The sequence below is a fragment of the Sneathiella sp. HT1-7 genome, assembly GCF_020731145.1.
In the GTDB taxonomy this organism is placed as follows: Bacteria; Pseudomonadota; Alphaproteobacteria; order Sneathiellales; family Sneathiellaceae; genus Sneathiella.
Genome location: NZ_JAJFZN010000001.1, coordinates 350,609 through 371,345 on the forward strand (window position 1 = coordinate 350,609; position 20,737 = coordinate 371,345).

General features: G+C 52.5%; 18 protein-coding genes and 1 tRNA gene. 11 read left to right on the forward strand and 8 right to left on the reverse strand.

Translation table 11 applies throughout. From position 1 onward, the window contains the following. Positions 1-91 precede the first annotated feature (91 nt). From LKE13_RS01690 to LKE13_RS01710, 5 genes are all read right to left on the reverse strand, one after another. A complete protein-coding gene (locus LKE13_RS01690; RefSeq protein ID WP_227947959.1) occupies positions 92-1,228 on the reverse strand; it encodes an acyl-CoA dehydrogenase family protein in 1,137 nt (378 codons plus the stop codon). Between the two features lie 178 nt (positions 1,229-1,406). Continuing rightward, positions 1,407-3,197 carry an acyl-CoA dehydrogenase C-terminal domain-containing protein gene (locus LKE13_RS01695; RefSeq protein WP_227947960.1) on the reverse strand — a complete coding sequence of 597 codons (1,791 nt, stop codon included), beginning with the start codon at positions 3,195-3,197 and terminating at the stop codon, positions 1,407-1,409. Between the two features lie 12 nt (positions 3,198-3,209). Then, positions 3,210-5,543, reverse strand: coding sequence for a 3-hydroxyacyl-CoA dehydrogenase/enoyl-CoA hydratase family protein (locus LKE13_RS01700; RefSeq protein ID WP_227947961.1), 2,334 nt, complete (start codon positions 5,541-5,543; stop codon positions 3,210-3,212). Between the two features lie 2 nt (positions 5,544-5,545). Further along, positions 5,546-6,682 carry a thiolase family protein gene (locus LKE13_RS01705; RefSeq protein ID WP_227947962.1) on the reverse strand — a complete coding sequence of 379 codons (1,137 nt, stop codon included), beginning with the start codon at positions 6,680-6,682 and terminating at the stop codon, positions 5,546-5,548. Positions 6,683-6,808: 126 nt separating this feature from the next. Beyond that, complete coding sequence (locus LKE13_RS01710; protein WP_227947963.1) at positions 6,809-7,249, reverse strand: MerR family transcriptional regulator; 441 nt, start codon at positions 7,247-7,249, stop codon at positions 6,809-6,811. 151 nt (positions 7,250-7,400) lie between these two features. Here LKE13_RS01710 and LKE13_RS01715 point away from each other — a divergent pair, with 151 nt between their 5' ends. Beyond that, positions 7,401-7,727 (forward strand): DUF962 domain-containing protein, encoded by a 327-nt coding sequence (locus LKE13_RS01715; RefSeq protein WP_227947964.1) that lies wholly within the window; start codon positions 7,401-7,403, stop codon positions 7,725-7,727. 4 nt (positions 7,728-7,731) lie between these two features. On the opposite strand, the gene LKE13_RS01720 is transcribed toward LKE13_RS01715, so the two are convergent. Beyond that, the gene (locus LKE13_RS01720; protein WP_227947965.1) at positions 7,732-8,760 is read right to left on the reverse strand and encodes a glycosyltransferase; all 1,029 of its coding nucleotides are present in this window, start codon (positions 8,758-8,760) and stop codon (positions 7,732-7,734) included. Positions 8,761-9,022: 262 nt separating this feature from the next. Between LKE13_RS01720 and LKE13_RS01725 the strand changes: the two genes are divergently transcribed. From LKE13_RS01725 to LKE13_RS01760, 8 genes are all read left to right on the forward strand, one after another. Next, positions 9,023-9,940 (forward strand): sulfite exporter TauE/SafE family protein, encoded by a 918-nt coding sequence (locus LKE13_RS01725; RefSeq protein ID WP_227947966.1) that lies wholly within the window; start codon positions 9,023-9,025, stop codon positions 9,938-9,940. A gap of 4 nt (positions 9,941-9,944) precedes the next feature. After that, a complete protein-coding gene (locus tag LKE13_RS01730; RefSeq protein WP_227947967.1) occupies positions 9,945-10,724 on the forward strand; it encodes a TIGR02186 family protein in 780 nt (259 codons plus the stop codon). A gap of 111 nt (positions 10,725-10,835) precedes the next feature. Continuing rightward, a complete protein-coding gene (locus LKE13_RS01735; RefSeq protein ID WP_227947968.1) occupies positions 10,836-12,071 on the forward strand; it encodes an MFS transporter in 1,236 nt (411 codons plus the stop codon). A gap of 27 nt (positions 12,072-12,098) precedes the next feature. Then, positions 12,099-12,929 carry a CoA transferase subunit A gene (locus tag LKE13_RS01740; protein ID WP_227947969.1) on the forward strand — a complete coding sequence of 277 codons (831 nt, stop codon included), beginning with the start codon at positions 12,099-12,101 and terminating at the stop codon, positions 12,927-12,929. Continuing rightward, a complete protein-coding gene (locus LKE13_RS01745) occupies positions 12,926-13,681 on the forward strand; it encodes a CoA-transferase (RefSeq protein ID WP_227947970.1) in 756 nt (251 codons plus the stop codon). The genes LKE13_RS01740 and LKE13_RS01745 overlap by 4 nt, the downstream gene beginning before the upstream one ends. A gap of 36 nt (positions 13,682-13,717) precedes the next feature. Continuing rightward, a complete protein-coding gene (locus tag LKE13_RS01750; RefSeq protein WP_227947971.1) occupies positions 13,718-14,914 on the forward strand; it encodes a CaiB/BaiF CoA transferase family protein in 1,197 nt (398 codons plus the stop codon). A gap of 114 nt (positions 14,915-15,028) precedes the next feature. Further along, positions 15,029-17,359 carry a xanthine dehydrogenase family protein molybdopterin-binding subunit gene (locus LKE13_RS01755; protein WP_227947972.1) on the forward strand — a complete coding sequence of 777 codons (2,331 nt, stop codon included), beginning with the start codon at positions 15,029-15,031 and terminating at the stop codon, positions 17,357-17,359. Between the two features lie 12 nt (positions 17,360-17,371). Next, on the forward strand, positions 17,372-17,821 hold the full coding sequence (locus LKE13_RS01760) for a YaiI/YqxD family protein (RefSeq protein WP_227947973.1): 450 nt from the start codon (positions 17,372-17,374) through the stop codon (positions 17,819-17,821). Between the two features lie 104 nt (positions 17,822-17,925). On the opposite strand, the gene LKE13_RS01765 is transcribed toward LKE13_RS01760, so the two are convergent. Then, positions 17,926-18,675, reverse strand: coding sequence for an SDR family NAD(P)-dependent oxidoreductase (locus LKE13_RS01765; protein WP_227947974.1), 750 nt, complete (start codon positions 18,673-18,675; stop codon positions 17,926-17,928). An 86-nt stretch (positions 18,676-18,761) separates the two neighbouring features. On the opposite strand from LKE13_RS01765, the gene LKE13_RS01770 reads away from it, so the two are divergent. Then, a complete protein-coding gene (locus LKE13_RS01770) occupies positions 18,762-19,133 on the forward strand; it encodes a winged helix-turn-helix transcriptional regulator (RefSeq protein WP_227947975.1) in 372 nt (123 codons plus the stop codon). Between the two features lie 57 nt (positions 19,134-19,190). Here the strand turns inward: LKE13_RS01770 and LKE13_RS01775 are convergent. Beyond that, a tRNA-Arg gene (locus tag LKE13_RS01775) sits at positions 19,191-19,267 on the reverse strand. Positions 19,268-19,544: 277 nt separating this feature from the next. Between LKE13_RS01775 and LKE13_RS01780 the strand changes: the two genes are divergently transcribed. Beyond that, a complete protein-coding gene (locus tag LKE13_RS01780; protein WP_227947976.1) occupies positions 19,545-20,714 on the forward strand; it encodes a hypothetical protein in 1,170 nt (389 codons plus the stop codon). Positions 20,715-20,737: the final 23 nt, after the last annotated feature.

Sequence of the window (20,737 nt, forward strand, 5' to 3'; positions counted from 1 at the left end):
GCGACTACACATAACGAAACGGGGAGTTTTACGTAAAACTCCCCGACGCGTACGATGCTGAAACATCTTATATTGTCAGACCTTATCGCCCTTATAGACTTCGGGCGATAAGCTCTTTCATGATTTCATTAGTACCGCCATAGATGCGTTGCACACGGGCATCGGCATAGGACCTGGCGACACGGAATTCCCACATAAAGCCATAACCGCCATGAAGTTGCAGGCACTCATCGATAACCTTGTTTTCAATATCGGAGCACCAGTATTTCGCCATGGCCGCCGTCGCAACGTCCAGCTGACCTTTCAGCAACTCCTCAATACATTTATCGACGAAGACCCGTGCGATCTGAACCTGTGTCTTCTGTTCGGCCAGTTTAAATCGGGAATTCTGGAACTCTATAATATTCTTGCCGAAGGCGCTGCGGTCCTTGGTATATTCGATCGTTTCTTCGAGAACCGCCTCCATTGTCGCTGTGGCACCGATGGCGATCTGAAGCCGCTCCCATGCGAGTTCCTGCATCAGGCAGAAGAAGCCCTTGCCTTCCCCACCAAGCATATTGCTGGCCGGAACGCGGACATCATCGAAGAAAAGCTCCGCTGTGTCCTGCGCCTTGAGGCCCAGCTTATCGAGATTACGACCCTTCTCAAAACCGGGTGTATCCGCTTCGACCAGAAACAAAGACGTGCCCTTCGCGCCCGCGGTTGGGTCAGTCTTAGTCACAACGATCACCAAATCGCACATATAGCCATTGGTAATAAAGGTTTTAGAGCCGTTTATAATATAATCATCACCGTCCTTTACGGCACGGGTTTTCACGCCCTGCAAATCGGAGCCTGCGCCAGGTTCCGTCATGGCAATCGCGCCAATCATCTCTCCGGTCGCCAATTTTGGGAGGTACTTCTTTTTCTGCTCCTCAGTGCCGTAATTAAAAATATAGGGCGCAACAATCTCGGAATGCAGGCCAAACCCGGGGCCAGTTGTACCGGCGCGCGCCTGCTCTTCCATCATGATAATGCTATAGAGTTTATCTGCACCGGCACCACCATACTCCTCAGGGATTGGCATGCACAGAAGACCCTGCTTACCCGCTTCCCGCCAAGCATCGCGGCTCACCTGACCGTCTTTCTCCCACTGGGCGTGATGCGGAGTGATATGTTCCTCGTAAAACCGGCGAACTGATTCCCGGAAAATATTGTGTTCTTCGCTGAAAATGCTTCTTTCGATCATCTCGCCACCTTTGTTTTTAATTTTAGTGCGATTTTTCCCTGCAATTGACATTTTGTCAATTTGATCATGAAGTTTAACGAGCTGCCCTGTCAGATACCACTAAAAAGTAGATAGCCAGCCGCGTTTTGTACCTCACGAAATAAAGGCGGGATCAAGCCCCGCCTTCAGATTCCTTAAACTAGAAAGCTTCCGCATCCAGTTCCATCATGGTTTTTGATCCGGCGCTCATCTTCACGAGGAGGGAGGAAACATCCGGGATCATGCGCTCAAAGAAGAAACGCGCGGTGACCAGCTTGGTGTTATAGAATTCCGGATCATCTGTTCCTTCCGCAAGTTTCGCTTTAGCGATCTTCGCCATCTGCGCCCACATAAAGCCAAGCGCAACAAGACCAAACATCCGGAGATACTCGGTTGAAGCTGCGCCGGCTTCATCGGGGTTTTTCATCCCCTTCTCGCCGATAAGCGCTGTACCTTGCTGCAACTTCGCAAAGGCTTTGGCCAACGGCATGACAAATTCCTTCTGTTCAGGATCCATCATATTTTCCTGGATGAAGGCGTCCACCGGATGGAAGAACTGGCGGAGGTTTCGGCCCAAATTCTGAGGCAACTTACGCCCCACAAGATCCAGCGCCTGAATGCCGTTCGCTCCTTCATAAATCTGGGTAATGCGAGCATCGCGAACAAACTGCTCCATCCCCCATTCATGAATATAGCCATGACCGCCATAACACTGCATTGCGGTCGCGGCGAGTTCGAACCCCATGTCGGTGAAGTAGGCCTTGATAACCGGCGTTAAGAGTCCAAGTGCCTCGTCGGCTGCGCGGCGTCCCTCTTCATCGGGGTGTTTTTCCACCATATCGACCTGCAACCCGGCCCAGAGACCGAGGGCACGCGCGCCTTCTGTAAAGGCGCGGATCATCAAAAGGTTCCGGCGGATGTCGGGATGTACGATAATCGGATCAGCGGATTTATCCGGTGCTTTGACGCCCGAGATGGAGCGGCCCTGCAAACGATCTTTCGCATAAATAACCGCATTCTGATAGGCAACTTCAGCTTGGCTGAGACCCTGAATCCCAACGCCCAGCCGGGCGGCATTCATCATGGTGAACATGGCCCGCATACCTTTATGCTTCTCGCCCAGCAACCAACCTGTCGCATCATCATAGTTCATGACACAGGTGGAGTTGCCGTGGATACCCATCTTGTGCTCAATTGAGCCACATTCAACCCCGTTGCGCGTCGCCGGGTTTCCATTTTCGTCCAACAAGAACTTCGGTACAATAAAAAGAGAGACGCCTTTGATCCCATCCGGTCCTCCCGGAATTTTGGCAAGCACGAGATGGACGATATTGTCCGCCATGTCATGCTCACCGGCGGAAATAAAGATCTTCGTACCGGTTACCTTGTAGCTGCCATCGTCTTGAGGCACTGCCTTGGTACGCATAAGGCCCAAGTCCGTCCCGCAATGCGGCTCGGTCAGGTTCATGGTGCCGGTCCAGTCGCCGCTCACCATTTTCGGAAGCCATGTCTGCTTCTGCTCATCAGTGCCGTGCTTATGGATCGCGGCATACGCCCCATGGGTCAGGCCCGGATACATGCCGAACGCCATATTGGCAGCGCTCATCATCTCGGCGAAGGCAATGCCGACAACATGGGGCAACCCCTGCCCACCATATTCCGGATCGGCATCAAGCCCCATCCAGCCCGCAGCGCGATATTCGTCATAGGCTTCCTTGAAACCGGTCGGGGTTGTTACTTCGCCATCTTTCCAAGTGCAACCTTCCTTGTCACCAACCAGATTGAGCGGCTGGATAACCTCGCTCATCAATTTACCGCCCTCCTCGAGGATAGCATCGATCATATCGGGCGTCGCGTCTTCGAACCCCGGCATGTTGGTCATCTTGTCGAGACCCAAAAGGTCGTTGAGGACAAATTTGAAGTCTTTTACCGGTGCGTTATAAACAGGCATCTCGATACTCCCTTAATTCCTGAGCGGCTTGCCGGTGGTGAGCATATGCTCAATCCGGTCGAGCGTCTTATGATTATGGATGAGGGTCATGAAGCCTTCGCGTTCCAACTGAAGCAGCTTCTTTTCCGTCACTGGTTCTGTAATGTCAGTGTCACCACCGGTTAGCACTCGTGCAACCTGCTCGCTGACGACACCATCGTAGGCCGTGGCCCTACCCATTTCGACAAAACCGGAAACCGCCATGTCGAAAGCGGCAGCCGCTGTCGCGCCAGGGAGGTTGACTTCCACCGGTTCGGGTTTAGTGTAGCCATCTACCATTTCAAGCGCACGCGCCTTCGCATCGGCGAGCACACGCTTGCGGTTCATGGTGACCCGGTCACCATCGCGCAAGATCATCATATCACGGGCCTCTGCTGCGCTGGTCGCGACCTTGGCGGTGGAGATGGCTTCGAATACACCAGAAAGCGCAGGCATTGCACCACCCGGGCGTTTCTTGTTTAGCATCGCGCGGATCACCAGTTCCTTGCATCCGCCGAAGCCGGGGATAACACCGACACCAACCTCGACAAGGCCCATATAGCTTTCCGCATGCGCCTGAACAGCCGCCGCCGCAAGAACAATCTCACATCCACCACCAAGGGCCATACCCGCAGGCGCCGCAACCACCGGGAAGGGCGCATACTTCAGTTTCATCAATGCGTTCTGACCTTCGGAGATCGAGTTTTCGATCACCGGCCACATCGCCGCATTTGCAGCAAAAAGCGCAAGGCCGACATTCGCACCAACTGAGAAGTTATCCGCGTCGTTGCCTATAATAAGCGCCTTGAAGCCTTTCTTGTCGATCTTGCCAGCTTCCACCAGCATGGCGACCACGTCCTGATCGATGGAGTTCATCTTAGTGTGGATTTCAAGGCAAGCAACGCCATCACCAAGATCCCAGATGCTGGCGCCCTTGTTGGAAACCACAGGCTCACCGCCTCGCTTGATATCGGCGAGCATCCACGCGCCTTCCGCAACGGGCACGACAGCATAATCGCCGTCAACCGTCATGAAGTAAGCGTCCTTGCCTTCTTCCTTGTAAAGCGGACGATCGCCGACCTTTTTGAGAAATTCCGGAACGGGCAGGCCTTCGGCCTCCAGCCGGTCAATGAAATACTGATTGCCGAGTTGGTTGAGTTGTTCAAAAGGTCCATATTTCCAAGCATAACCGGTTTTCATGGCTGTATCGATAGCAATGATGTCATCGGCGATCTCACCCACTAGCGACGCAGCATAGGAAATCGTTTTGGAGAGGATCGCCCAGGCATATTGCCCACCCTTGTCGTCATATTCGACAAGAGCGCGGAGGCCCTTTTTCGCCGCCTTCACGGAACCAAGTTGTGGCTTTTGCGCCTTGGCATATTCACCGGTCTTGAGGTTGCGGGCTTCCTTTACTTTTTTTCCGCCTTCTTTATTCATGCGGTAGAAGCCACCCTTGCCCTTACGACCAGTATAACCGTCCTCAATCATCTTGGCGGTCATCGCGACCAGAGGATGGTTGGGATCATACTCCTTCGAAAAAGCGTCACTCGCAGGGAGTTCCGATAGCATAGAAGCGATGACTTTCGGACCCAGGTCGATCCCCGTCAGGTCACCAAGGCCGAAGATCCCGGTGGAGGGAATGCCCATCGGTTTACCGCAAACTGCGTCCGCCTCTTCAACCGTAAGGCCAAGGTCATAAGCTGAACTTGTAGCGACGGACGACCAGTAAATACCAATGCGATTGCCGACAAAGCCCGGGGTGTCATAGCAATCAACGACTTCCTTTCCAAGCGAGATATCCGCGAAGTTGCGCAAATCTTTCAGCGCTTCTTTTCGCGTATGCTCCCCACCAACTAGCTCAAACAGCCGCATGTAGCGCGGCGGGTTGAAGAAATGAGTAATGGCGAAATCTTTCTGCAGGCTTTCGGGCAACCCCTCCATCAAGGTTTTAAGTGGAATGGTAGAGGTGTTGGAAGTTACGATTGAGCCATCTTTTCGAACGCCATCGAGGCGTTTGTAGAGGTCCTGCTTGAGGCCGGTATTCTCGATAATCGCCTCGCAGATCCAATCGCAATCAGCAACAAGGTCGAGGTTATCTTCCAAGTTTCCTGTCGTAACCAGCCGGGCATTCTTTTTGTGCATGAACGGCGCCGGCTTGGTTTTCAGCATGGTCGCAACCGCGCCCTCGGCCAGCATATTCTTGTTTTTCGCGTCCTTCGGAACGATATCCAGCAGCACAACCGGAACGCCCGCATTGGTGACATGGGCGGCAATCGCTGCGCCCATAACGCCGGCGCCTATTACAGCGACTTTTTCAATAGCCATGATTAGCAGGCCTCCAGAACCGTGGCGATGCCCTGTCCGCCGCCGATGCACTGAGTTGCTAGACCAAGCGCCTTACCTTCGCGTTGCAGAAGGCTCGCGACCTTGCCGGTGATGCGCGCGCCCGTTGCACCCATCGGATGACCGAGCGCGATGGCGCCACCATCGAGATTGGTTTTGGCGAAGTCCATACCGGATTCCTTCAAGACCGCCAAGGCTTGCGCCGCAAACGCCTCATTCAGTTCAATGATATCAATATCTGCGAGAGTGACGCCCGCACGCTCCAGCGCCTTCTTGGTGGCCGGAACCGGACCGATACCCATCAGTTCTGGCGCGCAGCCCGCAACGGCAATCGACTTGATCCGTGCAAGTTTTTTCAGCCCGTTCGCATCGGCATATTCCTCAGAACAGACCAGCGTTGCCGAGGCACCGTCGGTAAGCGGTGAAGATGTCGCCGCCGTAACAGTACCATTCTCATCGAACGCAGGCTTCAATCCTGCAAGAGTTTCCATCGTAGTGTCAGGCCGGATACACCCGTCCTGCTCCACACGGATGTTGCCGTCAACAATCGGGACGATCTCATCACTGAACTTGCCTGCTTCACGGGCAGCTGTCGCACGAGCGTGACTTTCAACGGCCACCTCTTCCTGCTCTTGGCGGGAGATGCCATATTTTTTTGCGAGGTTTTCTGCCGTTATCCCCATGGAAACATAAGCCTCGGGATAAGATTTATAGAGCCCGGGATGCGGAGCGGGATTGAAACCGCCCATCGGCACGCGGGTCATGCTTTCAATACCGCCGCAAACAAAAACTTCGCCTGCGCCCATCTGGATCGCACCAGCGGCCATATGGATCGCCTGCATGGAAGAACCGCAGAAACGGTTAACCGTCGTTGCCGCCGTCGATTTCGGAATGCCCGCCAGAAAGCTGATGATGCGCGCTACATTCAGGCCCTGCTCTGCTTCCGGAAAGGCACAGCCGATAATCACATCCTCAATATCCTCGACATTGACACCAGTCGTAGCAATCAGCCCCTTGACCACCTGTCCCGTCATCTCATCAGGTCGGATCTTGATCATCTCCCCCTTATTTGCGAGGGTGAAGGGAGAGCGTGCATATCCCGCGATTACGACATTTCTCATTGTCTCGACTTCCTTTCAGATCGTATAAATGAACCGGCTACTCCCGGTCGTTTTCTATAGTTTTACCCCAGAATATAGGGCTCGATTTTGACGAAATCTACTTTAGCTGACCCTTTAAACAGGGTTTCAGGCAATGGTTTTTCTGCAGCCGTCCGCCGCTAAGTCGCCGGACGCTAAATGTTCCTTCAACTGGGAGATACCGTCTTCCAGTTCTGAGATGGCCTCATTTATATCAGCCCTTTGCGTGATTAGCTTTTCGAGCTGCTCTTCGCATTTATTCAGGGTGAAGGTGAGTTGCCCTGTACTACCGCTCTCCGGCGAGTACATATCCAGCATCTTCTTGATATCTTGCAGACTAAAGCCGAGGCGACGACCCCGCAGGATAATCTTTAGCCGCCCGCGGTCTTTACGGGAATAAATACGTGTTGTGCCTTCCCGCGCGGGATTCACAAGCCCTTTGTCCTCGTAAAAACGAATTGTGCGGGAGGTTACACCGAATTCCTCAGCAAGCTCCGTGATGGAGAAGCTGACACGACCTTCTTTGTCAATTTCTGCTCTGGCATTCATTATATGTATAGAGTCCCAATCCTGTTTTACGGAAACGATTATACTTTACGTTTACGTAAACGTCAACCTTGGGCGGACAGCTTGGAGTTATTGGATTGGGCAGGGTATTATTTGGTATAATGTAAAACAAATATAAAGGGAGATGCAAGAAATGGCGGCGAAAATTACTGAATACACGGATTTCTGGCCCTACTATCTGCGGGAACATTCCAACGTGAATTGCCGCCGATTGCATTATCTCGGTTCCACGCTCGCTTTGCTATGCCTGATCGCCGCGATTATTTTTATGATGCCCTGGCTGATCCTCTTTGCACTCGTCGCCGGGTATGGACCTGCATGGATCGCGCATTTCTTCGTTCAAAAGAACCGGCCAGCGACTTTTACCTACCCGTTCTGGTCACTCTTCAGCGATTTTCGTATGTTTTTTTATTGGCTGGCCGGAAAATTGCCCGAAGAACTCAAAAAAGCTGGAGTTTGACAAATTATATTCGATGCAGCACTATCGGCCACTGATAATCCTCGCTCAGTTCCAAACGGAAAGTTACCTCGGTAATGTATTTGGCAACTAGCTGCTCGTTGAATATCTCGTGAATACGTTTCCAGCCATTTTTGGCAATAGTCCGCGCTTCGTCATCATGCTCATTGAAATAGGCAATTCTTTCAAGTAGTTGATCGAAATCATCGTAAAAGGCCAATTCATCCTCTTTGAAAATCCGGTCATAGCCTGTCCGGCGGTGGATAAAGGTCATCAGACCGTTGCCGATATATTGTGCCATCCGGTCCGAGCTATACAGCGGATCCCCCTCTCCCTGACTGAGATTCAAGCCCATTCGGGCATTCCCAAGGTGCCGCTGATAGACAATGCTCGCAAGTGGGATCTTGCCGCGCATACCAAGAATTTCAATTACCTCATCGCCGAACCTGTCAAGAATTCGGCTGGCAATATTAAACCGCTCACTCTCCGGCAGCGCGTTACCCATGCCATAAAACAGTCGGAATTGAGGGTCGTCATTCTCAAACGCTCGAACCGTATCTATCGACTTATCAACGAGGTTCGGAAAATAGGAAACGACGTTATTCTTACGGGCGAACTGATTGAGTTGATCGCCCGCAGTCGTGATAAAAATCGCATCGGATTCATCCGCATGCGCCGTAATTCTGTTGACATTATCGGGATGCCAGAGTGCATCAAAATTATAGGTCGCAATTTTGATATGCGGGACGGCCTTACGTATCTGTTTCAGCGTAGTCGCAAAAATGGGGTCCGCATGGCCGATGACAAGCAGGTCCGGCCAGAAATTCTTTGCGGTTTCCAAGAGGCGGAAATTTGCCGGAACAATCCCGAACTTACGAGAACCGAACCAGGTTGATGCACGCGCGATATCGCGGTCGCTGAACTGGTATATTTGATGGCCATTCCGAATGAATCCGTTTGCCAGCTTCCTGTTTGAATCATAAAAGCGGGCACCGTTGGATTTCTCGTTGAAATTTCCAACATAAAGGACACGCATGCTAACTCCTGAACATCTTCGTCGCAGACAATAGTCGCCTAGATACCTTGGTGGTCGCGCACTTCACAAGAAAATTCTCAAAGTTTGTCTCGTCGACAATCAGCAAGCATGACGATAACAGCAAATTGAAGGTAAAAATTGGCTCTGAATTAGAAGTTTTCCCTAGGTCCCCTTCCCTTCCAAGGCCTTTTAATGTATAGCCAACAGAATCGGCGTCACTCCCCGCCGAAGCCACTCAAAAAAAGAAGGCCAAAGCTGTCGAATGACTGTTTATCTGCCCATTGCCGAAATTTCAGTCAATCTGTTTCTGATCTTGGGCATGGGCGGCGCAATCGGGCTACTCTCAGGAATGTTTGGCGTTGGCGGCGGCTTTCTAATGACACCACTGCTGATATTTGTCGGCATCCCACCGGCAGTGTCCGTTGCCACAGTTTCCAACCAGATTACGGCCGCGAGTGTGTCCGGCGTTCTCGCCCATTGGCGACGTGGAAATGTTGACTTCAAAATGGGCTTGGTTCTCCTAATTGGCGGTATCGTTGGGTCTGTCGCCGGTGCATGGATATTCACAATCCTTAATTCGGTCGGCCAGCTCGACCTGATGATTTCTCTGTCTTACGTTATTTTTCTCGGAACAATTGGCTTCTTGATGTTGTTTGAAAGCGTAAACGCATTGATCAACACACGGCGAGGCACAGTAAAGCGCAAGAAACTTCATCAGCATTATTGGATCCACGGCCTCCCTTTCAAAATGCGGTTTCGAAAATCAAAGCTCTATATCAGCGCTCTGATGCCGCTTGGCATTGGTGCCCTGGTGGGTATCCTTTCGGCTATCATGGGTGTAGGTGGTGGATTCGTTATGGTTCCGGCGATGATCTATCTTCTTGGCATGCCGACCAGCGTTGTGATTGGCACCTCCCTCTTTCAGATTATATTTGTGACGGCAAACGTTACGTTGTTACATGCCATCAATACGCAGACGGTAGATGTCATGCTGGCCCTTCTCCTGATGAGCAGTTCGGTTGTTGGGGCCCAGATTGGCACTCGCTTCGGCACCAAATTGCGCGGAGAACAGCTTCGCAGCCTCCTTGCCCTGCTGGTCATCATTGTCTGCCTGAAACTGGCCTTCGACCTCGTGATCACGCCGGATGATCTATATTCGATTGGCGCGGGGGGGCATTGATCGAATGTTCTTTTCCACGAGACTGCAAATAAAAACCTTTGCCATCTTTTACGCGCTTGCTTTGACATGGGCACCTCAAAGCCATGCTCAGTCATCATTAGTCACTGATATTTCTTCACATTTAGTCTCGGTGACGTCCGATTTCACAGGTACAGAATTGCTTCTCTTTGGCGCAATTAATATCGACGACGATGAAGAAGGACCGAACCGCGGTGATGTACTGGTTGTCGTCCGTGGCCCGGAAAACGACGTCATTGTCCGGCGAAAAGAGCGAGTTGCCGGTATTTGGGTCAATACTAAAGCAATAGAATTTGCCCGCGTACCAAGTTTCTACGCCTTAGCGAGCAATCGGCCAGTGCAAGAAATCGCGCCACCGGATGTCCTTAAGCGTCTCCGTATCGGGCCTTCACGTCTGAACTTTCGCGCGGCCGAATCTGAGCAAGAAAAGCTCCCATTCGAGGAAGCCATTGTCCGACAGAAATCTCTGGCAAATCTCTATTCAGACCAGGAAACAGCGGTCTATTTTCTTGGTGATACCCTTTTCCGGACAACGATTGCTATCCCGACGAATGTGCCGGTCGGAGACTATATTGCCGAATTTTATCTCTTCAAAGACGGAGAGCTATTGGGTGCCCAGTCGTCTCCGTTGTTCATCAAAAAATCAGGGCTCGGGCGGCAAATCTATGATTTCGCCTATGATTACCCAGCGCTTTACGGTATCGCAGCAATCCTCTTAGCGTTGCTCGCGGGCTGGATCGCCTCTGCCATCTTCCGCAAGGATTAAAGTCTTTTAAATAAAGGGCATTTTATTTTGGCCGCAGTTCGATTAAAATAAACTGCACTAATAGTAACCACCCTGATATCCCGGAAAAACAAAAAGAATGGAGCGGGGCATTTGAGCCAACCCAACAAGACTGAATTTGTTCCAATTGCTATTGGCGTTCTCGTGCTGTGCTTTTTGATGGGGCTAGCCGGTCGTTTCGCATTCGAAAATTTTCCCAACCTTGTTTCACCGCTTAGTAACGAATTCCAATGGCCGCGCGGCACAGTGGCCTCCATCTACTCATTTGGTGCAGTTATCACAGGACTTACTGGACCTCTTGTCGGTATCCTGTTTGACCGGCTTGGCCCGCGCAGCGTTTATGGAATTGGTATTTTGTCTGCTGGCGTCGGACTGATGCTTGCCAGCTTTGCAACAAACATCTGGCAGTTCTATTTGACGATCAGCCTGCTCGTCGGTTTTTCCGCTTCCTGCTGCGGCAATGTGCCCAACGCCGCCATGGCCAGCCGATGGTTCAGGACACAAATCCCGCTCGCTCTCGCCATCATCTATTCTTCAATGGGTGCCGGCACTCTCATCGGGCTATCCCTTTCGCAGATTTTCATCGAGAATTATGGCTGGCGACAGGCGGAACTCCTACTCGGCTTCTGTGTTCTTAGCCTTCTTGTCGTTGTATTTCTTCCATGGCGTCGCATTGCCGCGGGCAGTACAGAACTTACCCGTCCGCAGGCTACCGATGTCAAGAAACCGGAAATAGAATGGACTATGTCCAAGGCGGTCCGCACACTACCATTCTGGGGCTTGGCATCCGTCTTCTTTTTCACCGGGAATGGCATGTTCTCGGTGGTTATTCAGGCAGTTACGTACCTTATAGAAGCTGGGTTTACCCCAATTGAGGCGTCGGTGAATTATGGCTTGTCAGGGTTGCTTATTCCTGTCGGCATGCTCGGCGCGGGATATATCGCCTTAAAAATTGGGCTCTTCAAAACGGCCATGATCAGCTATGTCATAACAATCGCGGCGGTGATTTTTATATGGTTGCTAGATCGATCGGATCACCTGTTACCGCTTTACGGTTTCATTATCTGCTTTGGCCTTTCAATGGGATCGCGTGGGCCGATGATTGGTTCCATCTCGTCACTTCTCTTTCATGGACGCAATTTTGGAACCATTTATGGCGGGATTGCCGTCGGGGGCGGATTTGGCATGGCCAGCGGATCCTATTTCTCAGGCCTTATTTTTGACCTGACAGGAAGCTATGATGCGGTATTCACCTATTCAATTATTTGCCTTGTCATCGGCGCTGCCCCGTTTATCCTGATAAAAGAAATTAGAAATCAATCATGGTAAGTTTGGACGGACCAGAAGGAGCAAAAAATGCCCATGGGCTTTGAAGACGTTTCCATCGAAGATTTTGCAATGGCCATTCCAGATGGCGCAAAGGTTGCAATTCCGGCGGATTATGCCGGCGTTTCCATGGAGGCGACCCGCGCCCTTATCCGGCGTCGCGTGAAAAACCTTCACCTTGTCGGCGTTCCAACCAGCGGGCTACAAGCCGAACTGCTGATCGGTGCCGGTTGTGTTAAGATATTCGAAAGTTCCGCGCTTACGCTCGGTGAATATGGCCCTGCACCCCGCTTTACAAAGGCGGTGCGTGAAGGCAGTATTGACCTCATTGACGCCACATGCCCGGCCATTCATACGGGGCTGCAAGCGTCACAGAAGGGCATACCTTTTATGCCCCTCCGCGGTATCTTGGGAAGTGATGTCCTGAAAAACCATCCGGGCTGGAAAGTAATACAAAATCCATTCGCAAACGAAGAGGATCCGATTGTTGCCATTCCCGCGATACAACCGGATATTGCCCTCTTTCATGCGCCCCTCGCGGATCGGGATGGCAATGTCTGGATCGGACGCAAGCGGGAGTTGGTAAATATGGCCCATGCGTCAAAGGCCGCATTCGTCACTGTCGATGCTATTTCAGAAACCAGCTTGTTCGAGACGGAGGAAAAGGCAGCCGGAGTGCTCCCCGCTCTCTATGTTGGCAAAGTTAGCGTCGCCCCGAACGGCAGCTGGCCACTTCCGTTCTGGAATGGAGCAGAAGTCGATGACGCCCATATGCGCCGCTATATGGATATGGCCAAGAGTGACGAAGGCTTTCAGGATTATCTCAATGAATTTATTCTACAGGAGACGGTCCCGGCATGACGAATACAGCAGAGGAAAAGAAGGCACTTATCTGCCTTATTGCCAATCTCCTGCGCGATTGCAATCACGTCGCTGTGGGTGCCGCCTCTCCGATCCCTGGCGCAGCAGCCCTGCTTGCCAAGGCCGCTTGGGGCAAGCCAAGGTTCGTCAATATCCTTGGGTCCGTCGCCAACAATTTCTTCACCGGCGGCGGCGGGGAGCTGTTTGATTGCGCAGCACAAGGACGGATTGATGCCTTTTTCCTTGGCGGTGGGCAGATCGACGGACAGGCGAATATCAATCTCATGGGGCGCGGTAACTATCCGAATTGCAGCCCGAGATGGCCGGGCACGTTCGGCTCCGCTTATCTTTATTTTCTAATACCGAAAGTGATCCTGTTCAGAGAGGAACATTCCCGGCGAACTCTGGTGGAGAAAGTAGATTTCATCAGCGCGCCTGGCATTTCCGATGAAAAGACCTATCGCAAAGGCGGCCCTTTCGGTTTGCTGACCAGCAAGGCATTCTTTCATTTTGACAAGGACAAGAAACGCTTTCGCCTGGAATCCATTCATCCGACCAGTTCGCTGGAGGATATCCTTGATAATACAGGATTCTCCTTTGATTATGCAGAAGATACACCTCTGACCTCACCGCCGGATCCGGCACTGCTCGAATTGCTCAACCGGGACGTTCGGGAGAAAGTAGCGGAAGTCTACCCGAATTTTGCAGATACGATATTTCCGGTGACTTCCCACGCCGCACAGGATATTTAACCCTTCACGAAAAACAAAATAAGAAGTAGGACCAACATGTCTAGTAAAGGTGCCCTCTCGGGCTTGAAAGTGATTGATCTTTCCCGTGTTCTCGGGGGGCCATTCTGTACCCAGATGCTGGGGGATCACGGTGCCGAAGTCATCAAGATTGAACCCCCGCAGGGCGATGAGACACGCGGCTGGGGCCCGCCCTATAATGATGCCGGAATTGCGGCCTATTTCTCTGGAACTAACCGTAACAAACGGTCCATCGCACTCGACATCCGCCATGACGAAGGCAAGAAGATCCTTCTCAAGCTGCTCGAAGACGCGGATGTTATCGTTGAGAATTTCAAGACAGGCAGCCTTGAAAAATGGGGCCTTGGCTATGACGAGGTTCTTTCTGAAAAGTTCCCACGGCTCATCCATTGCCGTGTTACCGGCTTTGGCGCAGATGGCCCGTTTGGTGGATATCCTGGATATGACGCTGTTATTCAGGCCTGGGCAGGTCTCATCAGCATCAATGGATCTCCCGATTCCGGTCAGGTTCGCCTTGGCATCCCACTGGTTGATCTTGGAACCGGCATGAATGCGGTTATCGGGATTCTGATGGCGGTGAACGAACGGCATGTCTCCGGCAAGGGACAATCGGTAGAGGCATCCCTGTTCGACACGGGGATACAGCTGCAGCATCCGCATGCCGCAAACTATCTGATGTCTGGTAATGCGCCTAAACTGACAGGGAATTCGCATCCAAATATTGCTCCGTATGATCTTTATCCAACACGTACGACACCTGTCTTCCTTGGTGTCGGCAATCACGGCCAGTTCACAAAACTCTGCGCATCTCTGGGTGAGCCGGAACTCGCGAACGACCCACGATTTGCAGACAACTCACTTCGTGTGAAAAATCGCAATGCCTTGAATGAGGCTCTGAACAGGCTTTTTGCTGACAAAGACGGAGTGGAAGTGGCGACACAGCTACTGGCGGCGGGCGTTCCCGCGGGTGCCGCCATGTCTGTCCCTGAGGCGATCAATCATCCACATACCCGCCATCGTAATATGGTCGTCGAAATGGATGGCTATAAAGGCACAGGGGTTGCCGTTAAACTGAGCCGGACTCCGGGATCCGCAAAGTCGATCCCGCCTGCCTTTGGCGCGCAGGGTCGTGACATCCTTAAGGAACATGGCTTCGGCGATGATGAAATCGAGAATTTTGTAAGTGACGGTGTTTTATGGGAACAGCCCAAATGACTGTCTGAATCCTAAATTTTCAATTCGGGGGTTGAAGTCGGTTCGTCCCCGTCTGATAGTATAAAGTGAGATAACCACGGTGGGCGCACCACATAAACGAAGGTGGACAGAAAAATGGTGAAATTTGGTGTAAATCAGTCAGTGGAGCGTAAAGAGGATTTTCGTCTTATCACCGGAACGGGCGAATATACCGACGACATCTCACTGGATGGGCAGCTTTATGGATATATGCTGCGGTCGCCGGTCGCCCACGGAAAAATCCTCTCCATCGACATTGACGAGGCGAAACAGGCCCCGGGTGTCGTAGACATCATCCTCGGACAGGAACTGGAAGCCGACAAGGCAAACCAGCTCCCCTGCATGATTCCGCTTAAAAATCGGGACGGCAGTGATCGTGCGGACCCCGGCCATCAGGTGCTCGCCACGGAAAAGGTTCGCTACGTGGGTGATAATATCGCCTATGTTATTGCGGAAACTCTTACTCAGGCAAAAGACGCCGCAGAATTGATCTATGTCGATTTCGAAGAAGAGGACGTCGTCGTTGATACGAAAACAGCGAACGCGCCGGGTCAGCCGCTGGTCCATGACAATGTCCCGAACAATGTTGCCTTCGACTGGGATCAGGGGGATGAGAAGAACATTCAGGACGTCTTTGCCAAGGCGGACCATGTCACCGAGATTGAACTGATTAACAACCGGGTTGTCGTAAATTCAATGGAGCCCCGCGGCCTGATCGCGGATTGGGACGGCACTGCGGGAAAAATGACCGTGAGTATGGGTACGCAAGGTGGCTGGGTCCTCCGCTCCCTGCTTGCCAACGCGATTTTGCATGTTCCCGAAGAAGATATTCGGGTGATTACGCCAGATGTCGGCGGTGCCTTTGGCATGAAGCTTTTCTTCTATTCTGAATGCGCCGTCACGGTCTGGGCTTCCCGCAAGCTAGGACGACCGATCAAATGGATTGGGGAACGAAGCGACGCGTTTCTTTCCGATACGCAAGGGCGCGATCATGTGACCCGCGCCAAGCTCGCTTTCGATGCCGATCACAAAATTACCGGCATGATGGTGGAAACCAATGCCAACCTCGGCGCTTATCTATCCACTTTCGGCCCGTTGATCCCGACTATGGCGGCAGTAAAAGTTCTGCCGGGCGTCTATGACATCCCAAATTTCTATTACCGCAGCATCGGCGTCTTCACTAATACAGTGCCAGTAGATGCCTATCGCGGCGCGGGCCGGCCAGAAGCCATTTATGTGATCGAACGGCTGATGGATACAGCTGCGCGAGAACTTGGCCTCGGGCAAGATGAGATCCGGCGCAAGAACTTCATTCCCGTTTCTGCTATCCCTTATACAACCTCTACCGGCTGCGTTTATGACAGTGGGGAATTTGAGCGAATTATGGATCGGGCGCTCGTAACATCCGACTGGGCGAATTTCGCTGATCGCCGCGACGCCTCCGCCGCGAACGGAAAACGTCGAGGTATCGGCATGTGTTATTATATCGAGGCAACTGCCGGCAACCCAACTGAGACTGCCACTATCCGTTTCGAGGACGATGATCATGTAACAGTTGCGGTCGGCACTCAATCCTCCGGACAGGGCCATTCGACCGCCTATGCACAGATTGTCGCAGAGCGGCTGGGTGTCCCTTTTGAGAATATTGAGATTGTTCAGGGCGATACGGACAAGATCAAGTCAGGTGGCGGCACAGGCGGCTCCCGGTCCCTCACAACGCAAGGACCGGCCATCCATGCGGCGAGTGACGAGGTGATCAATAAAGGGAAAGAGCTTGCAGGCCACTTCCTTGAAGCGGCGGCTGTGGATATCGAGTTCTCAGCCGAGGAGGGCGAATTTGCAATCGCCGGAACGGACCGCAAGATCGGCATTCTTGAACTGGCCCATCGCGCCCGAGGTCTGGGACAACTTCCGGAGAACCTCGCGGAGGGTCTGGATTCAGAAGCAAGCTTCACGGTCGAGGCATTCACCTATCCCAACGGCTGCCATATTGCAGAGGTCGAAATCGATGAACTCACCGGCGCGACAGAGGTTGTCCGCTATGTCATCGTCGATGACTTCGGCACAATCGTCAATCCAGCTCTGGTCCGCAATCAGGTCATTGGCGGCGTCGGTCAGGGAATTGGCCAGGCTCTTACCGAACATACGGTCTATAGCGACGATGGGCAGCTCCTGACCGGATCCTACATGGATTATGGCATGCCACGCGCGGACAATATCCCGCTTGATCTACTCTATGAAACGATCGAGGTCCCCTGTACCATGAACCCGATGGGCGTTAAAGGCTGTGGGGAAGCTGGGTGTATTGGCGCGCCGCCCGCCGTCATAAACGCGATTATAGACGGCCTTGCCGATCTTGGTGTCCGTCATGTCGACATGCCCGCAACGCCGCAGCGGGTGTGGAATATCATCCAGCAAGCAAGTTAGACGGTCTGCCGCTTGACCAGGATTTTCATTGATGCAGATGCCTGCCCGGTAAAGGACGAAATTTATCGCGTCGCCGGGCGGCACCAATTGACGACCTATGTGGTCAGCAATAGCTGGATGCGCATTCCGCAAAGCCAGCTTATCGAGCAAATTGTCGTCGATGATGGCTTTGATGCGGCAGATAACTGGATTGCCGAAAATGCGAATTCGGGTGATGTCGTTATTACATCGGATATACCGCTTGCGGATAGAGCTCTCAAGAAATCTGCTGTCGTCCTCGGCCCGTCTGGTAAGGCCTTTACCGAACAATCCATCGGCATGTCCCTCGCCATGCGCGACCTTAACGCGCATCTTCGCGAAACCGGCGATATCTCAGGCGGCAACGCCCCGTTCAGTAAAAAAGACCGCAGCCAGTTCCTGAATGTATTGGAGAACACTCTGCAGAAACTGCAGAAGGGATAGGGTTACTCCCCACTCATCTCCAAGATCTTATCTGCCGCCAATACTTATTTTCTTGGCGGCAGATAATAAGGGATTATTCTCTTGTTATCTCTACATTCGAAGCATCAAATCTGGGCATACCCGCCGTCGACGAATACTTCGCTACCAGTCATAAAGCTGCTATCGTCAGAGGCGAGGAACGCTGCAACAGCTGCCGTTTCGGAAGGATCGCCGATCCGGCCCAAGGGCGTCTTTTCAATGAAGCCTGCGACAATTTCATCTTCCACCCCGGTTGTTGCAAAAATATCCTTGAGCTTTTGCGTTTCCGTTGCCCCAGGGGAGAGGACATTGACCCTGACACCCGTGCCCTTGAGATCGAGAGCCCAGCTTCGGGCGAAGTTACGAACTGCTGCTTTTGATGCACTGTAAACGCTCATAGCGGGCGTACCCGTCACCCCCACAGTCGACCCTGTCAGGATAATTGAGCTGCCAGACTCAAGCAGCGGAAGCGCCTTTTGAACCGTAAATAGCGTGCCTTTGACGTTTATCTCAAATGTTTGAGCGTAATGGTCCGGGGAAATCTCGCCAAGGGAGGAAAACTCACCAATCCCGGCATTGGCGAACAAAATATCGACACCGCCCTTCTCAGTTTTCACCGTTTCGAACAGATTATCCAGATCCGCCAGGTTCGTGATGTCGCCACGAATTGCGCGTGCGTTTGTGCCAAGTTCGTCCAATGCAGCGTCCAGAGCATCCTGCCGACGCCCGAAAATATAGACAAATGCGCCTTCGGCCAAAAACCGCTTAGCTGTCGCCAGGCCGATCCCGCTTGCGCCACCGGTGATGACAGCTGTTTTTCCTTCAAGCTTACCCATGATTTGATCTCCTTTATTTGAAACTAATCTGGAGATATGGGATAGTTTCTTTTTGACAAGTATGCACCTTTTGGTAAGTATAAGGAATGAATACAGAATCCACAGAACCATCCCCCTTTATCTGCGGTCTCGACGCATCCCTGCGTATCATTGGCGGAAAGTGGAAGCCGTTGATCCTCTTTTTCCTCGGCCATGGACCAAAGCGGTACGGCGAGTTAAAGCGGGAAGTGCGCGGCGTCAGCCACAAGATGCTAATCCAGCAATTAAAGGAACTCGAGGCGCATGGTGTCGTTTTACGCACGGATTACAAAGAAGTCCCGCCACGTGTCGACTATACGTTGACGCCATTTGGCGAGAGCCTCATCGAAGCTATGGTCCCGCTGTGCGGCTGGGGCGAAAGAAACTCGGAGGTTATCGAGAAAGTGATCTCTAAACGGAAAGAAGGGGCGTCGTCCTAACGCATCTACTATGCGAGACATGTCAGGCCGCATCGGTATAGAGTGACAAAAAGAAAGTGGCGCACCGGGGAAGATTCGAACTCCCGACCCCTAGATTCGTAGTCTAGTGCTCTATCCAGCTGAGCTACCGGTGCTTATTTGCCAGCCTGTCTTTGACCGACAGCAAGGCGCGAATTGCATGTGGCGCCTGCCTGAGGATCGGGAAATTAATCAAAAGGGGGAGGCAATGCAAGCGATTAAACCAGATTTTCTTAAAAAGTTGTGTCGAAATCGCTTCTTGTCGCCACGCTTTTCATTAGATACTATCTGCCACTGATTTCCGGTTACAATAACCGCTCGGCATGGAACGGCGAAATTGCCCTCCCGCTACCGGGTTTTTGCGCGCACAGAAACTAAGAGTGTTTTACAACCATGGTACTCAACCTTACCCGTCCCGTTGCAGTCAGCGCCGTGTTACTCGTCGCGAGTTGCTCTTTTGTTGATGAAAAACTGCTACCGCCCCTGGCGGGCGATCCGGCGCCCACGAAATCGGGCCAGGAAGCCGTTGCCAGCGCAGAGAAGGCGGCAATGTCCGCAGATCCCACAGCGACACAAGCGGCCTTGGCATCTGCCTCTTCAGCCGGAGCTGCGCCCGCACCACAGGCTACCACAGCAAGCCGGTTCCAACTGCCGGAGGTCACCACAGCGCCAAGTACGGGCACTGTCGTTGGACAGCGGGTTGAAACGTTGCGTGACAGCCTCCGGGCTCTGCAGGCACGCGTCAACCAGAGCAGCGCCCAATTCGAGGCAATGGAAGCCTCGACCACCGCAACGTCGCAGCGCTATCACGGAACCATGGCCGCCATCAATGCACGCCTTCAGATCGGCACGACCAAGGGTAACCCGATCCTGATCAGCCAGTGGAATGAAGCCCAAAGCGACCTGGAAAAAATTGCGGCGGATGTTTCGGAGATGAACAACCTTGCGAATACAGTCGCAGGGGACGCGGGTGAGGTTGGTTTCTTGCTCGAATCGGTACAGTCCGCCTTTGAGCTTAGCGGCGCGATAGAAGAAGATCACCGCCAGTTGACGGTGTTGGAGGATGAAACAAGCCGGACTTCCGTCCTGACAAACCGTCTCCTTAACCAGCTCACCAATGATATTAACCGCCAGACAGCCTATGTGGGTACTGAGCGGATGAACCTCACCAACACGTCGATCGCAATCAAGAACGGTGGATTCTTGGGATCAAGCGCTGGCACGCGTAATTACCTTGAAACGGCCAAGGCGGCGGATACGACATCTGGGGAACGTCAGGCGTTGGTAATTATCCGCTTCGACCGGGACGATGTCGCCTATGAACAGGCTCTCTATGATGCGATCAGCCGCACCATGCAGGAACGGCCGCAATCTTCTTTCGATGTGGTCTCCATTGCACCGCTGAACAGCAATCTGGCTAACAATCAGGTGAAGTCAGTGCAAAATGCTGAACGGGTCCTTAGGTCTCTCATTGACATGGGCCTGCCTGCGTCGCGCGTTAAACTTGCCAGCACAGCGAATGCAAATGTTGCCTCTAACGAGGTACATGTATACGTCCGGTAAAATCTGACTATTACGGCAATAAA